Consider the following 22,183-nt stretch of genomic DNA (forward strand, 5'->3'; position numbering starts at 1 on the left):
CTCAGCTCATTCCCTCAATGACCGAAAGGTGAGGGCTGGCCCGCCGATCGAGCAGTTCTGCGACGATTTCGGAAATATGAGGCAGTCCTTCCAGCCTCAGATGGGGATTGCTCTGAGATGGGCGGGGCCGGTCCGGCAGCGCCACCAGTGCATCGGCAAACCGCTGGGAATCCTTGGCTTCGTCCGGCAAAAGCATCTCGATAAGGCCGAGTTCGGCTGCGCGCCGAGCGCGGATCAGTTGTTCCTCACGGGGCTCGACGCGCGGCACGATTAGCGCCGGCTTGTCGAAAGACAGTATCTCGCAATAGGTGTTGTAACCGCCCATCGCCACTACCGCCTTGGCCCCCGCAATCAGGTCTTCCATGCGGTTGTCGAACTCGATGATCTTGATGCAGGGGATCTTGGCCCCCTTCTTGAGCAGCTTGTTGCGCTTGCGCGCCGGCATGTAGGGCCCAAGCACGATCAGCGCCCTGTGCTGCAACTGCGGGTTCTGCTGATAGGCATCGATGACGTCGTGGATCAGTTCCGCGCCGTCACCGCCGCCCCCTGTGGTAACAAGGATATACTCACCCTCGGGCCGGTGGCCGGGCAACTCGTTCCGCTGCAGGCGCCGTTGCAGGAAACCGACGAACCTCATCTTTGCCCTGACGGCCGGCGGCACATCCAAGCCGGTCAACGGATCGTAGAAATCCGGCGGGCCATAGGCCCAGACCTTATCGTAGAACAGGCCTATTTTGCGCAGCACATCCCTGCGTGCCCACTCTGCTTCGAGCAGATGCGGCGCATCCATCACCTCGCGCAGGCCAAGCACGAGCGTGGTACCCCGCGTCTTGAGGTAGGACAGTGTGTCCTCGATCTCACCGCGCAGGCCGAGCGGTTCCTTGTCGACGATGAAGATATCCGGCCGGAAGGTCTCGGCCGTGTGGCGGATGATCGACTGGCGCATCCTGAGCGTCTCATGCAGATCGATATCCTTTTCCAGCGAGGTGTACTCGCCGTTGCGCAACTTGATGACGCTGGGGATCTTCACGAAGTCGACACGGGCGCGATAATCGAAGGCGCCGGCGATGGGCGCACCCGAAATGATCAGCACCTGAAGTCCGCGGAAATCCTCGACCAGCGAATGCGCGATGGTCCGACAGCGCTGCAGGTGGCCGAGCCCGAACGTATCGTGGCTGTACATGAGAATTCGAGCGTCTTGTACGTGCTGGATCATTTCTGAACGTCTTTTAGAATTCTCGCCTTGGGAACCGGGGCGGTTGGGGAAGCCATCCTGAGGCCTAACCGACCTGTTGTGAAACATGAGGGCGCAATTTTCAATTCGTATTACCCAAGAGGCCGCAGATCGCCCCTCACCGTCCGCGAATTCATAGTCTCCCATGCGACCGGCGCGATGCGAAAGATCAGATAGCGTTCTTCACTCTGGACCCCGCATTTCGTGATGTGATGGGCGCCAACAATAATCCGAAGCCTTTCATGGAGCTACATTCGCACGAAGCGCTCGGGTCTGTCTTCCCCGACCTGAACACGTGCGACTCCACTACACACTTCGTCGGTCAGCAGCATCGATAACTGTTCTCCATATGCTGGCCACCGGGGGTCAGCTCGTCGCCCCAGACGAATTCAGCGCGGATGCCTCCAGTCTGCTCCCCGGACGTAAGCCCATCAGTTGTTATGACTGCTGCGATCGATGCCGCGCGAAGGCCTCACGGACGTCACGAGCCTCACGGACGTCACGAGTAAGAGACGAAGGGCACGCCGGCCCATCGAATGGCGCGTGAGCGTCTCGCGCCAGTGCGGCGCCGCCACTGTTCAGAGCGATTGTCGCGTCATTTAAGACAAGCGTCGGCGGCCGAGGATTTCATTCGCACTCATCTCCGGGAAGACATACCCATTGTTCGACTGTGCAAGGAAATTGGTGTTAGCCGGACAACTGGATTACGCCTTTCGCCACTACCTTCGCCGTAACCCCGCTCGAATTCATCAGAGCGCTCCGTCTCAATGAAGCCAGACGGCTCCTTACTGCGGCACGTGCTGACGGCTTGAGCATAACTGCGGTCGCTATGGAGGTGGGGATCACCCATCTGGGCCGCTTCGCCGCGAATTATCGACTCTTCTTCGGCGAATCTCCCTACGAAACGCTGCAGCGCGCCGGAAGATCGTGACCGGGGCGCAACCCGCGCCGAGAAATGCCGGTCACCATCGCCAGCGGTTCGATGGAATTTGCGCAATCCGGATAGAAGTCGAATTTGAGAATTAGTACATTCTAAAATTCTAGCCTGCGTTGGGTGCTGCATAGTCCGGACATAAGAACGCGCGAAGCGGTGAGCTCTTGGGAGGATCAAAAATGACGAGACCTAGCTTGAGATTGACCGGCGCTGCCGGAATCGTCGTCGTCTTGATGTTTGCGGGGCTCATCGATGCCCTTGCGCCCTTCGCCCCTTTCGCTGGCGAAGCGCAGGCGCGAGTTGGCCATCCGCTCACGCCTGGCAGCGTCGCAGGCGTCGCAAGGCGCACCACACGCCGAACGATCCGCCGTTCGACTATCTACGTGAACAGGCTCCCGGCTGCGTGTGTGACGACTTCGATCAACGGCACCGTGCTTTGGCACTGCGGCAGCAGCTACTATCAACCCTACCAAGGGCGCTATGTCATCGTCTATATACATTGAATGGCAAGCTGCCCCGAATCAATGATACGTCGATTAGGAGCCGAGAATCTGGCGCGCCCGACACGACATCTCGGCTATCTGACCGCGATGTTTTTCCTGATCGCCAGGTCCCTCGTCTTTGGGATCGCCCTCTTGTTGACTGGTCCGTCACAGGCACAGGCGCCGGCGACCGTTCCGCCTGAAAAGGTCAAACAGTTATTCGATCTTCTCGACGATCCGTCGGTGAAGGCCTGGGTGGCCGAGCAACGAAAGCAGGACGCCGGGCCGACCGGAACGCCTGCCGCGGCAGGAGCTTCGCCGTCCGGCGCATCGTCCGATGCCGTGGCCGCGCCGGGCCGGATGAATACGATGGCATCCTCGACGCTCGATCGGATCAAGCATCATATCGAAAGAATCGTGGGGACCTTGCCCTCTCTGCCAGGCCAGTTCGCGCGCGTGCGGGCAGAGACCATGGAGGATATGTCCGGCAAGAGGCCTGCCGGCATGCTTTTGCTGATCGCGATTTTCATCGCTGCCGGCCTGGCGCTCACTTGGGCAACGTACAAGCTCACCCGCCCGTTCCGTTTGTGGATCATCGCGCAATCGAAGGATACGCCCATTGGGCGGGCCAGGAAGATTGGCGGCCGCACGCTTTATTCCAGCCTGCTGATCGTCTCGTTCGCGCTGGGCAGCGCCGGCGCGTTCATGTTGTTTGACTGGCCAATGCTTATCCGCGAGATCGTGCTGACCTTTCTGATGGCTGCGGTCGCCACAGCGGCTGTGCGCATGTACCTCGCAGCCCTGCTCGTCCCTTCCTTCATGCAGGTCGAGAACGCCGTCGAGGTTCGTGCTTTGCCGGTGACCAACGAAACGGCCGACCATTGGTTCTATTGGGTACCCAAGATCTCCGGCGTCTGCGCCTTCTTCGGCGCCGCGTTCATCCTCTTGCCGGGTCTCGGCATTGATCAGGACGGAATGCTGGTGCTGTCGGTAAGTGCCGATTTCGTGCTGCTGCTGCTCTTTCTGATTGCCGTTTGGCGTCGGCCGAGAACACAGCGGAACGATGGGCACGGTCACACGGCAGCGACATGGTTTTTGACTGCTTACTTCGTCGTCCTGTTCCTGCTGCGCATCGCCGGCCTTCCCATATTGTTCTGGTTTACCTTCGCCGCATTCTTCCTGCCTTTCGCAATCGTGCTGACGCAGCGCGGGGTCAATTTCGTCCTGCGGCCGGGTTCGGAAGATGCCGGCCGGCCTACGATCCCGGCGGTCACGATCGCTGTCATCGATCGCGCAGTCCGGATGATCTTGATCCTGGCGGCGGCTTACCTTCTTGCGCGTGCCTGGGGTCTGGACATGCAGTCGATGCAGGACAGCAACAAGACGACCACTCTCATATTGCGCGGCTTGATCAATGTCATTGTCATTGCGCTTGCCGCCGATTTCGGCTGGTCGATCATCAAGGCATTGATCGAGAGAAAGCTGGGCATCGAAGCGCACGCGGTAATCAGCGACGAGGAGATGCCGGTCGTCGATCCGCAGCAGGCGCGGCTGCGCACGCTCTTGCCCATCATCCAAAACATTCTACTGGCAGTGATCGTCGTCATGGCGGTGCTGATGATGCTCGCCTCGGTCGGTATCCAGATCGGCCCCCTGATCGCCGGCGCCGGCGTCGTTGGCGTCGCTGTGGGTTTTGGCGCCCAAACCCTCGTCAAGGACGTGATCTCGGGCGTGTTCTATCTGCTCGACGATGCATTTCGTGTCGGCGAATACATTTCATCGGGCAGCTACAGGGGTACGGTGGAGAGCTTTTCGTTGCGCTCCGTAAAGCTGCGTCACCATCGTGGCCCGCTGTTCACGATCCCGTTCGGTGAACTCGGAGCCGTCCAGAACCAGAGCCGTGACTGGGTTACCGACAAATTCAACATCACCGTCGGCTATGACACCGACATCGAGTTCGCTCGCAAGCTGATCAAGCGGATAGGCCTGGAACTGGCGGAAGATCCAGAATTCAAGAACTGGGTGATCGAACCGATCAAGATGCAGGGCGTACAGGAGTTCGGTGAGTATGGCATCGTATTGAGGGTCAAGGTCACAACCAGACCGGGAGGTGCCTTCGCTATGAAGGGGAGATTCTTTTTACGCCTCCGCCAGGCCTTCAAGGAGCAGGGCATCGAACTGCCATTCCCGACCGTTCACGTCGAGGGGCTGCAGAGCCCACATGGGGCAGAGAATGCGCCGTTGCAGATCACACCCGAGTTGAAACTGGCCGTCGCGCAGTCGCACACCAACCGGCGTAGGAAAAAAGCCGGCACAACGGAGTAGGAAAGCTATGATACCTAATGCCGGCGATCGATGATATCGTCGGCTACCTCAATTGTGGAGCCGGGGGGTGGACACGTCCCGCAGTTGCACTTCTTAGTGCGGTCAAGCCATCGGCGCCGCGCCGCGCCGCTCGAGCGCGGTCTTGCGGATGATTTCCGCGATCTCCGGGCTGCTGCTGCACAGCATCTGGAAATCCGACGAGTGCAGCGATAGCAGTGAGACCGCCGTTGCGGCGCTGACGGTCGCCATGCGCGGTTCGCCGCTGATCAGCGCCATCTCGCCGAAGAAGGCGCCAGGGCCAAGCTCCACCGGATTTGGCGTCGCGACGCTGACGCGCCCCTCCACGACGAAGAACATCTGGTCACCGATCTCGCCATTGCGGCAGATCACGGCGCCCGCCGGCACGGTGCGAGGTCTTAACGCGCGCACGATCTCGACCAGCACGGCCGGTCCGAGCTTCTGAAACAACGGCACGGCGGCGACCAGTTGCCAATTACGGACAAAGTCCCCGCGACGGACTTCCTGATAGAAGCCGGTGGCAAGAATGCCGGCCCAGAGGGCGAAGATGCCGATGCCACTCATCATGACGGCCCCGGACAGGACGCGGCCGGCGAAGCTTTGCGGAATAGCGTCACCATAGCCGGTGGTAGACAGCGTGACCACCGCCCACCACATTGCCTGGGGGATGCTGCCGAACTTTTCCGGCTGGATGCCGCGCTCGATGACATAGCCCGCGAGCGCGACGCCGAACAGAACGACGCCGAAGAGCGTGGTGACGCCGATCAGATTGCGCGCTTCGTTGGCCAGGACTCTGCCCAGCACTGGGAAGAAAGTCGAGTCGCGCAGCGGTTTCAGGAGCCAGACAGCACAGTAGAGGCTCCGGTCGGGCGTGCCAACGAGCAGAAATGCGGCGAGTGGAACCAAGACCGCGAGTACATCGATGGCGATTGCCGGCGTCCTGTCCCGAACGCCTCCCGCCTCACGCTTAAGCAGCGTCGCGGCCATTTGCAGGAGATAGGCGCCCCAAATGGCAGCGAGTACTGCAGCCAGAGCCAGCCTGCTTCGTCCGGACATGTCCGGTATCGTGAGCCCAGCCACCGCCAAAAGCCCAGGCGCAGCCAGCACCGCGTTGAGCGGCGCGTAAATTCTTAAGAAAGGCAGTACCGACATTTTCTATGCCCGCGAGTGGCTGCTGCCCTCCAAAATAGGATGCCTTTGAGGCAAGCGTAAAGGTGCCTAGAGCCGCCACATTCGCACGCGACCTGTGCCACGCAATTCCGTTTCCCCAAGCGGCTCGCAAGCAAAATCGGGTGTGAGCAATTGGTGGGTTGCATCCGAAATACGGATTTCATCGGGCTCAGCGGCCTTTTGGATGCGTGCGGCGAGATTGACGGTGTCGCCCCACAGGTCATAGACAAACCGTCTTTTGCCTATGACGCCCGCCACGATCGGTCCGGAGTGAATTCCAATCCTGAGGCTTAGCGGTTCGCCTGCGAAGCGCTCGCGCCTGGCTGCCGCCCGTAGCTCGAGCGCATAATGCGCCAAGGCTTGCGCATGATCGGATCGCGCGGTGGGCAGGCCAGAGACCGCCATTACGCAATCGCCGATGGTCTTAATCTTTTCGCATCCATATTCTTCCGAGAGCATATCCGCCGACTTGAAGAAGTAATTCAGAATAGCGAGCGTGGGCGCGGCTCCGACGCTCCGCGCCTTTTCCGTAAAACCTACGATGTCGGCGAAGAGCACACTGACTTCCGCATGGTTGTCCGCAATCTGCTCATCCGCTTTCAGCCGCTCCGCGATCGACGCTGGAAGAATGTTGAGGAGCAGGGATTCGGCGCGCCGGTATTCGCGCGACAAGCCCTCCTGGCTCTCCCTTAACGCCTCGTTCGTCGATTGCAGCTTGGCATTGAGCTGGCGCTCCCTCTCCTGCAGGAGGGTCATTTCATAAGCCTTCTGCTGAAGCCGCTGCTGGTGGTCGCGTTCGGGCGTGGCGTCGAGAAACACCAGCCACACCGAGCTGCTGTCACCAAAGAGATGAAGGTCGGCGACGTGGCCGCCGGGCAGTTCCATCATCGGCATATGGAATGGAAGCTCCGGGCAAGGCAGCAGCCCTTCCATGAATTCAAGCTGCTCGGCAACGGGCTCGCCGATGCGAAGCGACGAGAGCCCGTAAAAGTCGAGGTTGCCGCCCTTCTCTTCTATGCATTGCCGGGCGTCGATCTTCAGATACGCTGCGAAGCGCCCATTGGAAAAGAAGTCGTATATCCAGCTTCTGACTTCTTTCGGCAAACTGGACATAGTCTACTTGGCGACCATCGAAGCAAGCTGACGAAACGCATCGTCGACATGTTCGCCCGATAGCGCGCTCGTCAGATAGACCTGCCATCCACGTTGCTTGAGTTCGTCGATCTCGCCCTCCGGTATCGCCCACCGATCGGTCAGGTCGGATTTGTTGAACAGCAATATGAACGGCATGGCACCGAATTCGGCCTCGCACCGTTCACGCAGCGTGAGCGCCACGGCAAGAGTGGCTGGCCGGGTTCCATCGGCGACAAGCACGAGCCCGGTCGCGCCTCGCACATAGCTGACGCGGAACGAACCGATATCGTCTTCGCCGGCCAGGTCCCACAAGATCAAGTCCACGGTCTTGTCCGGAAACGCGACGCTTTTCTTGTCGATCTTGACGCCGACCGTGGTCAAGTAGTTTTCCGAGAAGATGCTTTGGACAAACCTGCGCACCAGGCTCGTCTTGCCGACGGCGAACCCGCCCAACATGCAGATCTTTTTTTGCAGCATCCCGGGCTCCGCACTACTCCAGGTTCACCGTAACCGAAACCCGGCGGTTGGTGGAGTTCCCAGTTCGGCTATTTTCGTTTTCGGGTACCGCCGGCTCAAAGGTGCCGGCGCCCCGAACCAAGAGCAGTTCCGGAGCGACGCCGCGCTTGTTGAGAAGCGCGCGAACTGTCTCGGCGCGGGCAGCGCTGATCGAGGCGTTGGCCGTCTCACGACCCGTTGTGTCCGAATGGCCGGTCAACATGAACCGCGCTGTCACGCCTGCCTTGCGGGCATTTTCGGCGAATTCCTTCAACTGATCAGCCAATCTGTCGAGCACCGGCGTCTGCTCCGGTCCCGGGACAACTCTGCCGGAAGAGAAGAAAATATCGGTCGTCTGGATGGCCTCTCTCAACTGATTAAGCTCTGCAAGGTTCAGCTCGCGCAACTGCGAGACATCCAGAACCACTCCGTCCGCCGAAAGTTGGTCGGCGGCGGCCTGCGCCCGGCTGATCCAGCCGGCAGGTGCCTCGCCCACGACAACGATGCGACTCTGGATGATCGAAAGCCGAACCGATTTCGGCGGGGACAGCGACGCCGTCAGCCGCTTCACGACGAACTTCGGATCAAGACTCTGATAGAATTGCCACTGCGAATGAACGCGGGCGGGATCAACCTTCGTTCCGGAAAGCAGAGCTTGCGGGTCGGCGGCCAGCGGGTCTCTCAGTCCGGAAATGTAGAAATCTCCGCCCCTCTCCGTTTGTTGGGCGACGATTATTCCCGGTTGGGCCTCAAGTCGCGACACATAATATTGCCAATGCTCGGCCGCGCGCGCATCGGGGCTCACATCACGAACCTTGGAGATGTCGAACTCCGGCCCGCCTTCTGAAAGCTGTCTTGCCGCTGCGCGCGCCCGATCTATCCAGGTGTCGGGAGCCTCACCCTCGGCAACGATGCGGCCATTGACGATCGAAAGTCGCACTTTATCCATCGGATACAGCGACGCCGTCAGCCGCTTCAACACGAACTGCGGCTCAAGGCTTTGATAGAATTGCCAGCTCGAATGAACGCGAGCGGGATCGACCTGCGTCCCGGACAGCAGTGACTGCGGGTCGACGGCAAGCGGGTCTCTCAGGCCGGTAATATAGAATTGGCCATCGCGCACATTCTGTTGGGCGACGATGATGCCGGGCTGCGTCTCCAGTCGCGACACGTAGGCCTCCCAACGCTCCTCGGGGCTCACATCACGTACCCCGGAGATGTCGAAGACCGGGCCGCCGGCTGAAAGCTGCCGGGCGGCCGCACGCGCCCGGTTGATCCACGCAGTGGTGGCCTCGCCTGCGGCAACGATGCGATCATTGACGACTGAAAGCCGCACCGAATCCGGCGGCGCGAGCGACGCCGTCAGCCGATTCAGCACGAACTGCGGCTCAAGGCTCTGGTAGAATTGCCAGCTTGCATGAACGCGAGCGGGATCGACCTGCGTCCCGGGCAGCAGCGACTGCGGGTCGGCGGCAAGCGGGTCTCTCAGACCGGTAATATAGAATTGGCCGTCGCGCACATTTTGATCGGCGACGATGATGCCAGGCTGGGCCTCCAGTCGCGACACATACACCTGCCAGCGCTCCTCGGCGCTCACATCGCGGACCCCGGAGATGTCGAAGACCGGCCCGCCTGCGGAAAGCTGCTGGGCAGCGGCCCGCGCCCGGTTGATCCACGTGGTGGTCGCCTCACCCTCGGCGACGATGCGACCATCGACGACCGAGAGTCGTACCGAATCCGGCGGCGCCAGCGACGCCGACAGCCGCTTCAGCACGAATTCCGGCTCGAGGCTCTGATAAAACTGCCAGTTTGAATGAACGCGGGCGGGATCGACCTCCGTTCCCGACAGCAGCGACTGCGGGTCCGCGGCGAGCGGGTCTCTCAGGCCGGCGACATAGAACTCGCCGCTACGGATTTTTTGGTCCGAAACGACTATGCCCGGTTGGGCCGCCAGCCGCGACAGGTAGGTCTGCCAGCGGTGTGCGGATTGCCAGGACAGAAAGAACCAACCGCCCGCCACGATCAATGCCAGCAGGACCGCCGTCACCACCAGCCACGGAAATCCCTCTTTCGAATCCATGTGCTGCAGCTCGACGCAGGTCTGCAACTGCGTCTCCACGCCGGGCAACTGGGAACTGTCGCCGTCGAACCGCTCCAGGGCCCGCGAGAATTCTTGATGGATGCGAAGCAGTACGTCGCGGATGACTTCATGCAGTTCCTCCGGAGGATTTCCCCGGATCACCGCAACCAGGGTCGCAAACTGTCCGACTTCCGACCAGAGGCGAAGTTCCCCAAACCGGATGGTGTCGAGGCCGCTGTTTTCCTTCTCCTTGAAAGAGTCCTTCACAAAATCCTGGATCGCGCTCAGCATCGAGGAAATCAGTTGAGGGTCTTCGCTGGTTGCGTCTTGGGAAGTTACATGCGCAATCAGGAGCCCGGAAGCGCGGCTGATGAGAAAGACATGTTCCACGCGATAGATAAGAGAATGCTTGAGAACAACTGCAGAGAAGCTTGTCCCCGTTCGCCAGGCTTCAAACCTCCACTTCAACCCATGCCATGTGAATATATGCCTTAGCGACTCATTCAACGACTGGAAGGTTTGGTCGATCTTTTCGCCGATCGACTTGCGAATGGCCGGCAGAAACACCGGATATAATATATCGGTGAGCGTGTTTGGGTTCTTTTGGATGGACCGCTGCGCCGCCCGTTCGACAGCCGGGGCAAGAGCCTCGCCGAGTTGCGTATGGGACGCGCGCGCAGTTGCTTCGGGCAGAACGTTGCCCACCGCGGCGGCAAGCTGCTCGGGTTCGTCGAGCAGGTGCGTAACGCGGGACAGCTCCGAGATTTCGCCGCCGACGAGCAGTTGGCGGAGCCTTTCCAGCCGATGGTCGGCGGCTGGAACACCTTCGTAAAGCGTATGGTTGTCCGGATCGACGTTCCGGGCAATTTCCACCAAAAGGCGGGCCAAAGCCTCGCGATCAATACCGGTATCGTTCGAAGCTTGTTTTTGAGAAAGGCTGATTGGTTCGACGCTCGACGTCAAGTTCCGATCAACTCACTTTCCAGCCACGCTCGGAATTGCCCTTGCTGCCGACGGGATCCTGGTTGAGACATTTCGCGACCTCGACGAACAGTCCGGCCAGAAGATTCCGGTCGGTCTTGACGTTGCTGAGATCGGAAAAGATCTTCTCCATGAGCATTTGGGCGCTTTCGTTCTTCTGCTTGATTTCCTCGCGCAGCAAATGGTCGCTTCTGCTCATGCGATCCGCGAATTCGCGCTCGAGCTCACTCAATTGATCCGATAAGGCGCGCACCTGCTTTTCGAGCGCCTGGTTTTGATCGCGAAGATTGCGGTCCATTTCCTTGTCGGCCTCGGCGCGTGCGTCCTTTTCGTTGCGCAACTGCGTCGCCAGCGAGTCAACCTGTTTCTTGGCATTCGACTCGTAGGTTTCAAGGTTGCGCTTGGTTTCGGATTCGACATCCTTGAATCGCTGCAGGAACCGTTCCTCAAGCTTGGAGAAGCGGCGATCATAGTCCTGCATCTGATTGCCGAACAAAAGATCGCGTATCTTGTCGACACCTGGAGCGTCACCGCCTGGCCCGCCCTCGCGAGCCTGGGAGGCCATGAAGTTCAGCCCGTTTCCCTCTGAATTACCTATCAGATTTGCATCCGCTTTATTTGCCGAAGAAGCGGCACTAGAAGGTTCCTTGGCCATCTCTAACCCCAATTGCCCACTTAAACATTAGGAGACGGTAAATTATGTCAGACAAATACCAGGCCCGCAAGGTGGAATCCTCTTGGGTTGAAACTGATTCGTCCGTCCCTTGTTCGCCTCTTGGACAGCAGAGCGCATCGAACGGTCCAACGGTCTGATCCATCAGAAGCGACTGGCACTGGTCTATATTGCCCTCGCCGGTTATGCAGACTCTCAGTACATTACCTTCGAAAGCGATGGCGCCGGCCGCCAAAATCAGCCCATATTCGCAGTGTAGAGCGGCTTGCGCCCATAAGGCGCGTGAATAGGCCCCCCATGCGCCGCCGGGTATCGATGCCTTTGCGGGGTCGAGGCAGATGCGGCGCGCAATGTGCTGCGTCGCAGGTCGGCGGGGTGTCGGCTGGCACGATTTAGCCGGACCATTCCAGGCCCGCTCGACGCAGGCCCTCGACCTATCTGGCGCGGTCCTCAGCCCGTATCAGCGGGTGGTATTTCTCGACCCAGTCGATGCTGAGATTCGGCGGTAGAGGTTTGCATTCGACGAGTCCTTGTCGGGCATTTCCAGATCGCCGGCTTGCCGCCGCTGTGAGTGTGCGCCAGGCGGTTCCAAAGTTTGGTCTCATCAGTACGGCCCGACGTTCAGCTCTTACCGCTTCGGAGTAGCGGCCGGCGATGAGATGGCAAAGACCTTCAACGGAATCAACCCTGACAGGGAACATGAGAGACTAGTCGTTCAGCTTTCCGCCACGGTGTCCCATCGTCATCTTGGATGCGTACATCGTCGGTGAACGCTTGCCTGGAAGGTTTGCCTCGAGGACGATCTGTTCGACAAAGCCTTGGTTCATCTCCAACTCCACGCATTCGTCGAGCTTATCAACGAGCCAAACCGCGTAGCCTTCAGGTTCCTTCGCGTCAAATTCCGAATCGTCCGCTGGTATCTTGGGCTCCGGAAACGCCGGGATGATCATTATCTTGGGCTTTGGCAAATCGTAGGTATGTCCCTCATAGGCATAACCGACAATAATCCCGCACGATGTTTTCTGTTCTGGAGATGATCCGAGCATGAACGTGCTTCCTACCGTTGAAATGAACGCAACGCCAAAATTCTTCAGGTCTATCTTGAAATGATAAGAGACTCTGATTGGTATTTTTGGAAATGAAATAATTCCATTTAATATATCTTGACGGCCTTTGTTGCTATTATATTTCTCCAACACTTCAAGTGCATTGGCACGTTGCTCGTCGGTGATGGGTGCCCCAGGCGCGGTTTCGACATACATGCCGGTGTCCCCAAAGGGTGCTGGCGCACCGGGCACGCTGAGTCCAATCTCCGCCCCCAAGCCATAGAGCCTGACCTGTGTTGCGTTGTAAGCGCCTGATGGAAACGTTAGTGTCGGTCGGTGATAGTCGTCGCTCATTTTCCTCGCTCCTTTTTGCTGCATCCTTCAGTTCACAAGATCTCCCGCCAGCTGAAGTTCTCATCGAATTTTTCCGCGAGCATCGGCGCGACGCGATCGCTGGCGTCCACCACCAACGCCGCGGCCTTTTCGAACGACAGGTCATCCGCATCGAGGCGTGGCCATGCCTGAGCAAGTGCGAGAGCCACCTCGTCCCTTGCTCTGATCAGCATGCTCTTGAACATGAAGGGCCGAGCGCGGAAGGCGCGGGACGTTAAATCCGAGATGCGCTGCATGTCGGATTGGTCGAGATCTTTGATATCGATCCCCACCAGCCTCTCGTCGGCCAACCCCTCGTGCACCAGTGCCGCGTGGTAGACGTCGACGATCGTGTCGAACACAGCCCCCGTGAATGGCCGTGACCTGTCATGGATTTCTGCCGTCACCTCCGACATGCGGCGTGCGTTGCTGGCGAGGCGAATCTGCCGATCGCCGGTCAGTTCGGCAATCCGGTTCAGTTCATTGAGAACAAGTAGGTTGCCGTCGCAGTGCCGCAGCAGCCGGTCCATGCCGCTGTCGAAATTCAGGAAGGATAAGAGCGAGACCAGATCCGAACTGGCTTCGTGGAACGGTCCGAAATCGCCTTGAGTCAGGCCGCCGGCTGGTGTCCCGAACAACGAAAACAAGATTGCGTGGCCGACCTCATGTGCGATCACATCGAAGTTGAGCGCGTAGGGATACTTGCCTCCGTCGATGCCGCGCTCTCGGCCGAGTTCCAGATAGCCATAGCCCGATTGCGCATTCTCCCAGTTGACGAAGGGGATGATTTCGAGCCGCTCGTACGTCTCGGCAAAATACCAGACAATCGGTTTGCCGAGGTAGCTTTCCCAGATGTCCAGCACGCGGCTGACCGAGGCGAAAGCGTGTGCAGCAAGGAACTGTCGCGAGGTTAGGGAAATCTGATCGAAATGGCCGTCAAAGCCAGCCTCTGCAGGCGGAAAGATCTCCCCGACAAACGGTGGCAGATAAGGGTAGTCGTAAGGCTCCTTGTCGAGGAGCGGATCGCGAACGTAAATGCGGTGATCTTCCGGGCCGGAGCGGATCAGATCGGGTGGAGTAGAAATCCATACTGTTTCGGGTGTTCCGTAACCCGAAAGATGAGGGACCTGCGGGTAGACCAGGAACCGCGTTCCCAGCAACCGATCTTGCGCAACGACACGATCGACCGCGTCCAATTGCTTGGCCCCCTCTGACGCTGCCACGCTATCACGGTGCTTAGGTTGCGTAAATCGTCGGCCGCCAAGAGGTCACGACCTATAGCGCCAGCCCCGCATCATCCATATCCTTGGAGAAGGCGGAGGTTAGCTGCAATTCCGGCATGGGGTGTGCTTTTTCAAATGCTTGGTCCCGCAAAAGTTCGAGTGCCCGCAGGGCATCTTGCTTTTTTTGCTGGACGAAAGCCGCGCCGAGCTCCCTGCACAATTTCTCGACGTCGTCGTTGCCGTGATGCGCATCCCGGACCATCCGTGCCAGGGTGCGCTCGCGAAAGTTGACGGCCTGTGCCGCACCCTCGAGCCTCGCCTGCTGTTCGGATGAAATCACGCCGCGCCGGCAAGCAGCGCGAAGGGTCCGGCGCAAGTCAATCAGCGCATGCGTCAATTGAGCGAAATTCACCTCGGCCGGTCCATGCAATACCGCTACAGCGTCGTCGGGTGCAAAGGCGAAGCGGCGATACCATCGGTAGATAAGCCCGACGCCTTGCATATAGGGGAACAGCTCGGCTGCTCGAAGGGCGCCCATGCTGGCCGCTCCGAAGACATGAATGCCGCGGCTGAGAGCCCAAAGGATTTCCTTGTGCCGAACCGCCGGCTCAGCCTGAAAACCGCCGTCTATGACAAGGATCGCGCTCGGGTCTAAATGCTGCACGGCTGAAACAATCGATCCTTGCACGGCGGGGGGAAGGCATACCGCATCGACGACCTTCAACGCGTCGGCATGGGACACGGTAGGGCCGGTGAAGACAAGTTTCGGGCGCATAAAATCTACCCCTGCAAAAGTGGCTGCAAGGCAGGGATGACGATCCTGACAACCGACAGGACGTCGAACGGTCGCGTTCTTACCCGGACTAGGTGGACCGCATCGAACCCTCCGTCTTCGAGAATTGCCAAGAGGACCGACAGCCCGTCCGACGCCGTGTTGAAATTCTGCTCGGCGAGCGCGCGGAAATCCACGCTGCGCGGTCCATCGCGGAGGAGCCGGCGATGCGCTGCAATCATCTGCCGATCGGGGTATTTCGGATAGGACGCGCGCGTCAGGTCATCGCGTGCCCCCGAGATCGCCGCCAGACGGGCCTGGGCCGCTTCGTAGATGGCGTCCGCCGCCGCGCCGGCAAAACTGAAACCCGCAGCCGAGCCATCAGCCGGATGATCCAAAAGGACCGTTTCCGTCGGTTCGTCTTCCAGCAGATGACACCACACCACCGGGATGCCCAACGGCGACAAAGCCTGCCAAAGGCCGACCAGCACGTTCTTGGCCGCCAAAGTTTCCAGGAGATCGCGGAGCGACGGATCATCGATCGTCTCGGGATCGATGCGTTGACGGTGGAAAAAACCGTGGGTCCGGTATGCCGTGGCGATCGCGTCCCGTTCGATGCATTCAAGCATGCCATGAACGATGGCATCCCGCTCCTCGAAGCCTGCGGCCAAACCGCTCGTCGATGCCGCGAAAATGCCGTCGTGGGGCAGGGACGGCAACACATACGCGGTGTGCGCGAGCTCGAACGGGACCAGGTCGCGGCTGCCGGTAAGAAGATTGTCCGCGGCTACCCACGCCGTGTCCTTACCGCGCCATCCGGGCGTGGCGCCCCCCCGGAGATGCCTTTCGAACCGACCGGGCGGGATGCGCAATTGATCGGCGGAACCGACGACTGTGTCGAAATTCGCCACCTGCTCTGCAAAGAAGGTCTCGGCCGATTCCAGCATGGCCGATATCGCGGCTTGCGCCAGCGTGGCGCCCTTGCCTTGCGCGACCGCGTTGGAGAGCGAGAAAGGTCTTGTCACCTGCACGACCGGGATGCCGAGTTGGTCGAGTCCGGTAATGTCGGCGATCCGCGTAATGCCAAGGCCTCCGCGCATCTTCATCAGCTTCGCCAGCGCCTCGTCGGGCGGCGGACCAAGGCGTTTGTATCGCTCCAGCATCGCGGATTGCTCTTGCAGGGTCGGCTAGTGCCGAACAGCCGATTCGGGATTGACGATCAGCGAGGCGCCCGGCTCGAGAGCGGATTTCGCACGTTCGACCCGATCGCGATAGCGCGCCGACAGTTCAGGTGACAGGCCTGATGATTGAAGGATTTCGTATGTACTGACGAGGAAAGGCACGGCGCCTTGCTCCGCGGCTATGGCGATGCTCTTTTCGAGGGCAGCGACTACGTCCGCCTTCGCATCGCCCTGGAGAAGAAGTAGCTCGGCCCTTCGCCTGTAGAGTTCTGCCAGCCAGAACCGGCTGCCGCCGGCCTCGGCCTGCGCCACAGCCGAGTCCAGCAGAGCGAGCGCCTCATCAACCTCGGCAGTTCTTGTCAAAAGCTCCGCCAGCATGCCGCAATAGACCGGTTCGTCCTCAGGCGTCTGGAACTCCCCATGGAGGCCAAGGCCTCGCCGCATTTTATCCCTGCCGCCCTCGACCTGGCCGGCGTTGCCGTCGCACCAGCCTTCGAAGATCTGCGCTGCGGCGGCGAGGGCGGGCATATGATGACGCTCGGTCAAGTGGCGCAGATCCGCTATCACGCTTCGCAGCATCGAAAAATCGCGGCGATAGCAGTGCAGCATCGCTTCGTTGAGGTAGGCATGCGCGATGCTGCCGGCATGTCCGGTTTGCTGCGCCCAGCTCCTAGCTTCCGACATCGAATGGAGCGCGCCTGCCGGCTTTCCGACGAACCACATTGACAAGGCGCGGTGGGCGAGCCCGCAGACCCTCGCGTCATGTCCGCCGAACAACGCAGCATGGGCTTTGCCGTGGCCGTGCTCATAGAGCGACAGTCCGGCGTCGACTGTCGCGATGCAGCGGTCGTGGCGGCCAAGATTGAAGTCGATTGCCCACACGCAATGCCTGGTCTGGAGTTGCACTTCGGCATCCTCGACATCCCTGAGATCGCTGAGCACGACCTCCGCGCGCTCGCCGTCCATGACGGTATCCGTAAACCACCAGCCCCAGTAGATCGGGAACCACTTGGCCCGCTCGGCCACCGGCCGCCGCCGGGCGATCACCACACCGTCCTCGTACAATTTGCGGGCGGGCGCCGAGTTCGGACCTTCGACAGCGGTCAGGATGGGACCGAGCACGATCATTGCCGATAGCCGCAGCGCGTCTCGCGTGTCGGCTGCCGCAACGCGCTCGCAGAGCGCCAATGCATGCTCGAGTATCTGCCTCGCTTCCGCCATCGCCGAGCGGGACGAGCTTTCCGTGCCTGCGATCACGAACTGAGCTATCGCGTCCTCCAGAAGGCCTGCGCGCTCTGCATGCTCGGCAACCTCGGCGGTGCCCAGCCACCCGGCCAGGTTTCGATTGCGGCTCACCGCGGCAAACAGGCGGCGATGCAAGGCCTGGCGTCTCTTGCGCAGCGTTGCGTTGTAGATCGTCTCCTGGATAAGCGCATGGCGCACGCCATAAACCGGAGCGCCGGAAGGCCGCACACGGATCAGGAACCCGGCCTCACTCAGCGTATCCAGCGCGTTTGCGATGATTTCGTCGTCGAGCTCCGGCAACAGCGCGCGCAGCAATTCCTGATTGAAACGGTTGCCCGCGACGGCCGCAGCGCGCGCGACTTCGCGTGCCGACCCCAGCGTTTCGAGCCTGGCCTCGATCACGCTTTCGAACACCGAGGCATGACTGCGCGTCGCGGTCTGCTCCAGCCGATCCGTTGCCGACGCCGCGTTCTCGGTCATCCACTGGCAGATTTCTTCGATGAACAGCGGGACGCCTCCGGTCACGCGTTCCACCACGTCGAGAAATTCCGGGGAAGTTGACGGCGTGCCTTGCGGCCACATGGCCGCGATCGCCAGCCGCGTTTGCTCGCGGTTGAGCGGCTTAAGCGAGATATGCCTTGGATTCGATGCTGCCAGCCAGCTCCCGGATTCAGGGCGCGTGGTCGCGATGACAAGCGCCCGGAAGTGACGGGCCGACTGTGCAAGTTCAGCCAACAATTGTCTCGACGTCAGATCGATCCAATGGATGTCCTCGACCACCAGAACAATCGGCCCGCTGGCGCACAGGGCTTCGAGCGCGTGGCGAACCGCCCAATTGGCTTTCGCGCGCATCGCCTCGGCGTCGATCTCCTTGAGCATCGGATCGCCCCCCGCAGCGCCGAGCAGGAACGAAAAGATGTCGATGATTTCAGGATCGTGGACGTCATGATCGCGGAAAGCTTCCGCCACGGCGGCAGCGCTCAGCGGCCCTTCATTGCCGGCGAGATCGCCGCGTACGTTCTGTAGCAGCGGATGGAGCGCCGAGCGCAAGCCGCCGGGCGTGCACTGGAAGAATAGGAGTTTCGCGCGCTGGTGACGCGTGCGCCGGCGCACTTCGTGAAGAATGCGCGACTTGCCGATCCCGGCCTCGCCCTCGATCACCACAACGCCGCCGTTTCCCGCAATGGCGCTGTCCCATGCTTCGGCGATTGTGGCGAGCTCGGCCTCGCGATCGACGAGCGGACTGCTCAGCCGCCCGAAGGCGAAGAAGCGGTCGACCTCGCGCTTGTGACTCAGCGCGCGCCAGACCAGCTCCGGCTCGGCAAACCCCTTGATCGCATGGGCGCCCCTAAAGCTGAACACATGCGACCGTCGCGCCAGGTTGCGTGTCGCGTCCGAGACCATCACCGTATCCGGCTGCGCGATGGCCTGGAGCCGCGTGGCCATCGCGAAGGCCGGGCCGGTGACATTGTCGTGACCGGTATCGGCGTCACCCTTGTGGATCAGGGTCATCGATGTCGCGATTCCGACTCGGACATGCAAATCGGCGCGGCCTTTGTCCGAGCCGACGCGCCTGCAGGCGTCGATGATTTCGAGCCCGGCTCGGATCGCCAGCGATGCCGCGTCCTTGGCGTCTATTTCGGCAGGAAACAAAGCAACGCCGCCATCACCGACCTCGACCTGGACGGCACCCGAGCATGACGCGACCGCCTGTTTCGTCGCCCGCTGGAAGGCTGATATAAGTTCCTCGAACTCTTCGATGTCCAGGATGGCAAGAAGGTCGGTCGATCCGACCAGGTCGTAGCAGAGCGCGGTCAGGATTCGACGCTCATGCCGGGCTTCGGACGGATTGTCGCCGATGCCGCCCAGAAAACCTGTTGCCACAGACGCCCCCGGCAACGCGACCGGACCCTTCTCCGACATGCTGCGATTTCCTCGCCGAGTGCAGTGGCGGCAACATTAGCAAAGTACGATGCTGTCCACAAAACACTTGATCGGTGGGCAGGGCAGGAAAAAGCCGATGCCGGGATCGTTATGGAGAGAAATCCTCAATGCGCAAACTCTCCTTGGCGTTGACACCAGCTGTAACCGCTTTCGTTCCGGGGCCCCTGCACAACGTCTCAAGCCGCAACCACTTCAGGACGCTCCGCCATGCGTCCGGGCCGCGCCGGATGATCGCTACCACATTTGCGAGCGTCTGATGACGGTTTACCGGACGATCACCCCCCACATGAGGTTTGAGCCTATCAGAGACGCGCCGGGAGCGCGAACCACTGAGTCGCAAGAGATGACACCTTCGCTCGAGTGGCGTTTCAATCGACAAGATCAGAGCGCAGCTGGCGCGGAAGCGTTCTCGATCGCTGTGCCAGGCGCGGGTGGAGGTCTTTGACCAATGCGCTATGTCTGCCTGCGCAACCTGCGCTCGCGAGCGACATCAGCCAAGTACACTGTCGGGTCCTGGTCGTTTCGCTGCGCAAGGGCGTTGGCGATGTCGAAGCTATTCAGGCCGATGTCCTGGAGTTCGCGTGCGCTCATCGACGCGAGGAAAGCGAGCTGCCTTCGTCGTGCCCAAAAGCGCGGCAGCCAAAGGACAGCAGCAACGGTTGCGTGCAGAAGTGCCAAAAGGCATCGGACAGTACGGCTCTCCTTGCGTCCCGCTGCCCTTTGGGGGAATTCGATGCTGGTCATGACCATCTCTCCTTCTGCGGCCGCCTTTCATGAGCGGCAGGTGGAGACTAGGCGAGCTTCCGGCGCCTGGCCTGATATCCAGCCGAAACATTTCCGAAATGGAGGTGAAATCGGGCCGTACCAAGATCCCAATGGCTCGTAGGTGCGAATTTCCTAGTATGCCGGGCTGCGCTATTGTAGGGCACCCTTCAAGGGAGAACGCCGTTGGCAGAAGCCGACCGTCCGGACAAGGCCCTCATCCGGCTTGGCGCATGCGCCCTCGACCGGGATCGAGGTCTCATTTTGAACAACGGCAGGCCTGTTGACGTTCGCGCGAGGACCTTTTCGCTGTTGGTCTTTCTCGTTGAGCACGCAAACCGCGTGGTGAGCCGAGATCAAATATTTGAGGTCGTGTGGAAGGGTCTTACCGTCACTGACGACGCATTGACACAAACGATCCGCGACCTTCGAAACGTTCTTGGCGACGAGGGGGCAGCCCAGATCAAGACGGTTGCGAAGCGCGGCTATATGCTCACGCTTCAATCGCAGGACGAACCGAGGGGTGACGGCAGTAATACAGCCAGTGAAGAACCTCAGGCAGAGCCACACCTAGGAGAGCGACATCCCCTATCCGAAGCTCAGCTCGATGTGCTTTTAGCGGCCCACGCCGACGCGGATCTGCCGGGCGAACGATCATTGCGGCGCGCGTTCGACGTGTTGGTCGATGAAAGCACGTCGACGGTGCCTCTTGTGGGGACGGCAGAATCGGCTGAGGCGCAGTCGGCTCGCGTCTCTGGGCGCGACAGGCCCGCGGTCGCGGTGCTGCCGTTCGCGCTCGAGGATGTCGCTTCCCGGCACCTCCGCATTTTGAGGGACGGGTTGCTGCGCGACATCATCCGCGACGTTGCCCGACTGCGAACTGTCTTCGTCATCGCGGCGAACTCGCTGCAGGCTTTGTCGTCAGTGGGATTGAGTAGGCTGGAAGCCGCCCGGCTGCTTCGCTGCGACTATGTCTGCGCCGGCAACATCACGCTGGACGGACCGACCCTTCGGGTCGATGCCGAATTGATCGCGGCAGACGGCGGCCATGTGCTCTTTTCGGATATATTCTCGAAGCCCCTCGCGTCCGTCCCGCAGGTCGGACAGTCCCTTGCCAGCGAGATTGCCACGCTGATCGCCGGCGAGGTAAATCTTGCGGAGCGCAACATCGCGGTCAGGCGGCCCCTTCACCAATTGGACGCATGGCAGGCCTATCATCGCGGCTTGGGGCACATGCACTTGTTCACCGGCCAGGACAATACGGTCGCCGAGAATCTGTTCAAGGCGGCGATCGACCTCGACACGCGCTTTGCAGGTCCTTATGCCAGCCTTTCATTCACACATTTCTTGAAAGCATATCTATTTGATCCGGCGCACCTCTCCGAGGAAGGGCGGCTCGCTCACGATCTTGCGGCCCGCGCAGTGGTGGTCGATCCGCACGACCCTGCGGCGCATTGCGCTCTTGGGCGCGCCCTCTGGATCATACCGAGGCTCTGGAGCGCGCGACGGTCCTCAGCCCTTCATATGCTTTTGGGCATTACTCGCGAGCCTTTATCGAAGCGCACTCCGGGGATGCCAAGTTGGCTATTCAGGCGGCCGACCATGCAAGAGAACTGTCGCCGTTCGATCCCTTCCTCGCTCCCAACCAAGCCGTGCGCGCCATTTCGCTGCTGCGACTCGGAAGAGCCGGCGAGGCTGCTGCGTGGGCCCTGCGTGCCACGCTCCATCGCAACGCTCATGCCCATGTGAGGCGTGTTGCGGCGTTGGCGCTGACTGCGGCCGGCCGGACCGACGAGGCCAAGCAATTGGTGCAACTGGTCAACGGTGAAAGCCCAGAAAACGGACACGAGCTGTTCCTTCGGGCAAACAGAATGCGGCCAGATGTCGAGAAGTTGCTGCGCGTCCTTGGCCAGCAAAGCGGGCTGCGCTGAAGCAACGAGCGAGGTCGACGTTTGAGTTCTGCAAACCAAATCATTCGACGGATGGACACGGCGCTGGATCAGCGTTTTGAACCAACTTTGGCGAACCGCTCTGTAGAAGTCTAAAGTGTCCCCCGCATCTTGCGGATTTGCACACGCACTCTGCGCTCCGCAACCTATGAGCCAGAACCGT

The 22,183-nt window shown here is 60.5% G+C and carries 16 protein-coding genes; 4 read left to right on the top strand and 12 right to left on the bottom strand.

Annotated features, from left to right (window positions below; all coding sequences use genetic code 11):
• Position 1: 1 nt before the first annotated feature.
• Positions 2 to 1,216 (bottom strand): glycosyltransferase family protein, encoded by a 1,215-nt coding sequence (locus EJ068_RS08085; RefSeq protein ID WP_127249236.1) that lies wholly within the window; start codon positions 1,214 to 1,216, stop codon positions 2 to 4.
• 1,185 nt (positions 1,217 to 2,401) lie between these two features.
• Here EJ068_RS08085 and EJ068_RS08095 point away from each other — a divergent pair.
• On the top strand, positions 2,402 to 2,671 hold the full coding sequence (locus EJ068_RS08095; RefSeq protein ID WP_245463445.1) for a hypothetical protein: 270 nt from the start codon (positions 2,402 to 2,404) through the stop codon (positions 2,669 to 2,671).
• Between the two features lie 87 nt (positions 2,672 to 2,758).
• Entirely contained in the window at positions 2,759 to 4,975 is a 2,217-nt protein-coding gene (locus EJ068_RS08100) for a mechanosensitive ion channel family protein (RefSeq protein WP_129554510.1), read from the top strand.
• Positions 4,976 to 5,077: 102 nt separating this feature from the next.
• On the opposite strand, the gene EJ068_RS08105 is transcribed toward EJ068_RS08100, so the two are convergent.
• From EJ068_RS08105 to EJ068_RS08155, 11 genes are all read right to left on the bottom strand, one after another.
• Positions 5,078 to 6,145, bottom strand: coding sequence for a cyclic nucleotide-gated potassium channel (locus EJ068_RS08105; protein ID WP_126081333.1), 1,068 nt, complete (start codon positions 6,143 to 6,145; stop codon positions 5,078 to 5,080).
• 66 nt (positions 6,146 to 6,211) lie between these two features.
• Complete coding sequence (locus EJ068_RS08110) at positions 6,212 to 7,276, bottom strand: adenylate/guanylate cyclase domain-containing protein (protein WP_127249233.1); 1,065 nt, start codon at positions 7,274 to 7,276, stop codon at positions 6,212 to 6,214.
• 3 nt (positions 7,277 to 7,279) lie between these two features.
• The gene (locus tag EJ068_RS08115; protein WP_127249232.1) at positions 7,280 to 7,774 is read right to left on the bottom strand and encodes a Rab family GTPase; all 495 of its coding nucleotides are present in this window, start codon (positions 7,772 to 7,774) and stop codon (positions 7,280 to 7,282) included.
• A gap of 13 nt (positions 7,775 to 7,787) precedes the next feature.
• Complete coding sequence (locus EJ068_RS08120; protein ID WP_127249231.1) at positions 7,788 to 10,835, bottom strand: OmpA family protein; 3,048 nt, start codon at positions 10,833 to 10,835, stop codon at positions 7,788 to 7,790.
• A 7-nt stretch (positions 10,836 to 10,842) separates the two neighbouring features.
• Positions 10,843 to 11,508 (bottom strand): hypothetical protein, encoded by a 666-nt coding sequence (locus tag EJ068_RS08125; RefSeq protein WP_042639131.1) that lies wholly within the window; start codon positions 11,506 to 11,508, stop codon positions 10,843 to 10,845.
• Positions 11,509 to 12,233: 725 nt separating this feature from the next.
• Positions 12,234 to 12,926 (bottom strand): hypothetical protein, encoded by a 693-nt coding sequence (locus tag EJ068_RS08130; protein WP_127249230.1) that lies wholly within the window; start codon positions 12,924 to 12,926, stop codon positions 12,234 to 12,236.
• Between the two features lie 32 nt (positions 12,927 to 12,958).
• Entirely contained in the window at positions 12,959 to 14,140 is a 1,182-nt protein-coding gene (locus tag EJ068_RS08135; RefSeq protein WP_127249229.1) for a hypothetical protein, read from the bottom strand.
• A 79-nt stretch (positions 14,141 to 14,219) separates the two neighbouring features.
• Positions 14,220 to 14,942, bottom strand: coding sequence for a TfuA-like protein (locus tag EJ068_RS08140; protein ID WP_127249228.1), 723 nt, complete (start codon positions 14,940 to 14,942; stop codon positions 14,220 to 14,222).
• Positions 14,943 to 14,947: 5 nt separating this feature from the next.
• The gene (locus EJ068_RS08145; protein WP_127249227.1) at positions 14,948 to 16,102 is read right to left on the bottom strand and encodes a YcaO-like family protein; all 1,155 of its coding nucleotides are present in this window, start codon (positions 16,100 to 16,102) and stop codon (positions 14,948 to 14,950) included.
• Positions 16,103 to 16,126: 24 nt separating this feature from the next.
• Positions 16,127 to 19,288 (bottom strand): AAA family ATPase, encoded by a 3,162-nt coding sequence (locus tag EJ068_RS08150; RefSeq protein ID WP_128314753.1) that lies wholly within the window; start codon positions 19,286 to 19,288, stop codon positions 16,127 to 16,129.
• A gap of 474 nt (positions 19,289 to 19,762) precedes the next feature.
• Complete coding sequence (locus EJ068_RS08155) at positions 19,763 to 20,053, bottom strand: DUF1127 domain-containing protein (protein WP_189341966.1); 291 nt, start codon at positions 20,051 to 20,053, stop codon at positions 19,763 to 19,765.
• 204 nt (positions 20,054 to 20,257) lie between these two features.
• On the opposite strand from EJ068_RS08155, the gene EJ068_RS08160 reads away from it, so the two are divergent.
• Both EJ068_RS08160 and EJ068_RS32530 read left to right on the top strand, forming a co-directional pair.
• The gene (locus EJ068_RS08160) at positions 20,258 to 21,820 is read left to right on the top strand and encodes a winged helix-turn-helix domain-containing protein (protein ID WP_127249224.1); all 1,563 of its coding nucleotides are present in this window, start codon (positions 20,258 to 20,260) and stop codon (positions 21,818 to 21,820) included.
• Positions 21,821 to 21,834: 14 nt separating this feature from the next.
• Positions 21,835 to 22,002: a hypothetical protein gene (locus EJ068_RS32530; protein ID WP_189341967.1), complete on the top strand. Its 168-nt coding sequence runs from the start codon at positions 21,835 to 21,837 to the stop codon at positions 22,000 to 22,002.
• Positions 22,003 to 22,183: the final 181 nt, after the last annotated feature.

This window comes from Mesorhizobium sp. M2A.F.Ca.ET.043.02.1.1 (genome assembly GCF_003952405.1).
Classification (GTDB): Bacteria; Pseudomonadota; Alphaproteobacteria; order Rhizobiales; family Rhizobiaceae; genus Mesorhizobium.

What these genes read in the sequence shown, in the direction of transcription:
- EJ068_RS08145 (WP_127249227.1), bottom strand. Translation starts at nt 16,102, where the DNA reads ATGCTGGAGCGATACAAACGCCTTGGTCCGCCGCCCGACGAGGCGCTG.
- EJ068_RS08125 (WP_042639131.1), bottom strand. Translation starts at nt 11,508, where the DNA reads ATGGCCAAGGAACCTTCTAGTGCCGCTTCTTCGGCAAATAAAGCGGAT.
- EJ068_RS08115 (WP_127249232.1), bottom strand. Translation starts at nt 7,774, where the DNA reads ATGCTGCAAAAAAAGATCTGCATGTTGGGCGGGTTCGCCGTCGGCAAG.
- EJ068_RS08105 (WP_126081333.1), bottom strand. Translation starts at nt 6,145, where the DNA reads ATGTCGGTACTGCCTTTCTTAAGAATTTACGCGCCGCTCAACGCGGTG.
- EJ068_RS08095 (WP_245463445.1), top strand. Translation starts at nt 2,402, where the DNA reads ATGTTTGCGGGGCTCATCGATGCCCTTGCGCCCTTCGCCCCTTTCGCT.
- EJ068_RS08140 (WP_127249228.1), bottom strand. Translation starts at nt 14,942, where the DNA reads ATGCGCCCGAAACTTGTCTTCACCGGCCCTACCGTGTCCCATGCCGAC.
- EJ068_RS08155 (WP_189341966.1), bottom strand. Translation starts at nt 20,053, where the DNA reads ATGACCAGCATCGAATTCCCCCAAAGGGCAGCGGGACGCAAGGAGAGC.
- EJ068_RS08130 (WP_127249230.1), bottom strand. Translation starts at nt 12,926, where the DNA reads ATGAGCGACGACTATCACCGACCGACACTAACGTTTCCATCAGGCGCT.
- EJ068_RS08150 (WP_128314753.1), bottom strand. Translation starts at nt 19,288, where the DNA reads ATGTCGGAGAAGGGTCCGGTCGCGTTGCCGGGGGCGTCTGTGGCAACA.
- EJ068_RS08110 (WP_127249233.1), bottom strand. Translation starts at nt 7,276, where the DNA reads ATGTCCAGTTTGCCGAAAGAAGTCAGAAGCTGGATATACGACTTCTTT.
- EJ068_RS08100 (WP_129554510.1), top strand. Translation starts at nt 2,759, where the DNA reads ATGTTTTTCCTGATCGCCAGGTCCCTCGTCTTTGGGATCGCCCTCTTG.
- EJ068_RS08085 (WP_127249236.1), bottom strand. Translation starts at nt 1,216, where the DNA reads ATGATCCAGCACGTACAAGACGCTCGAATTCTCATGTACAGCCACGAT.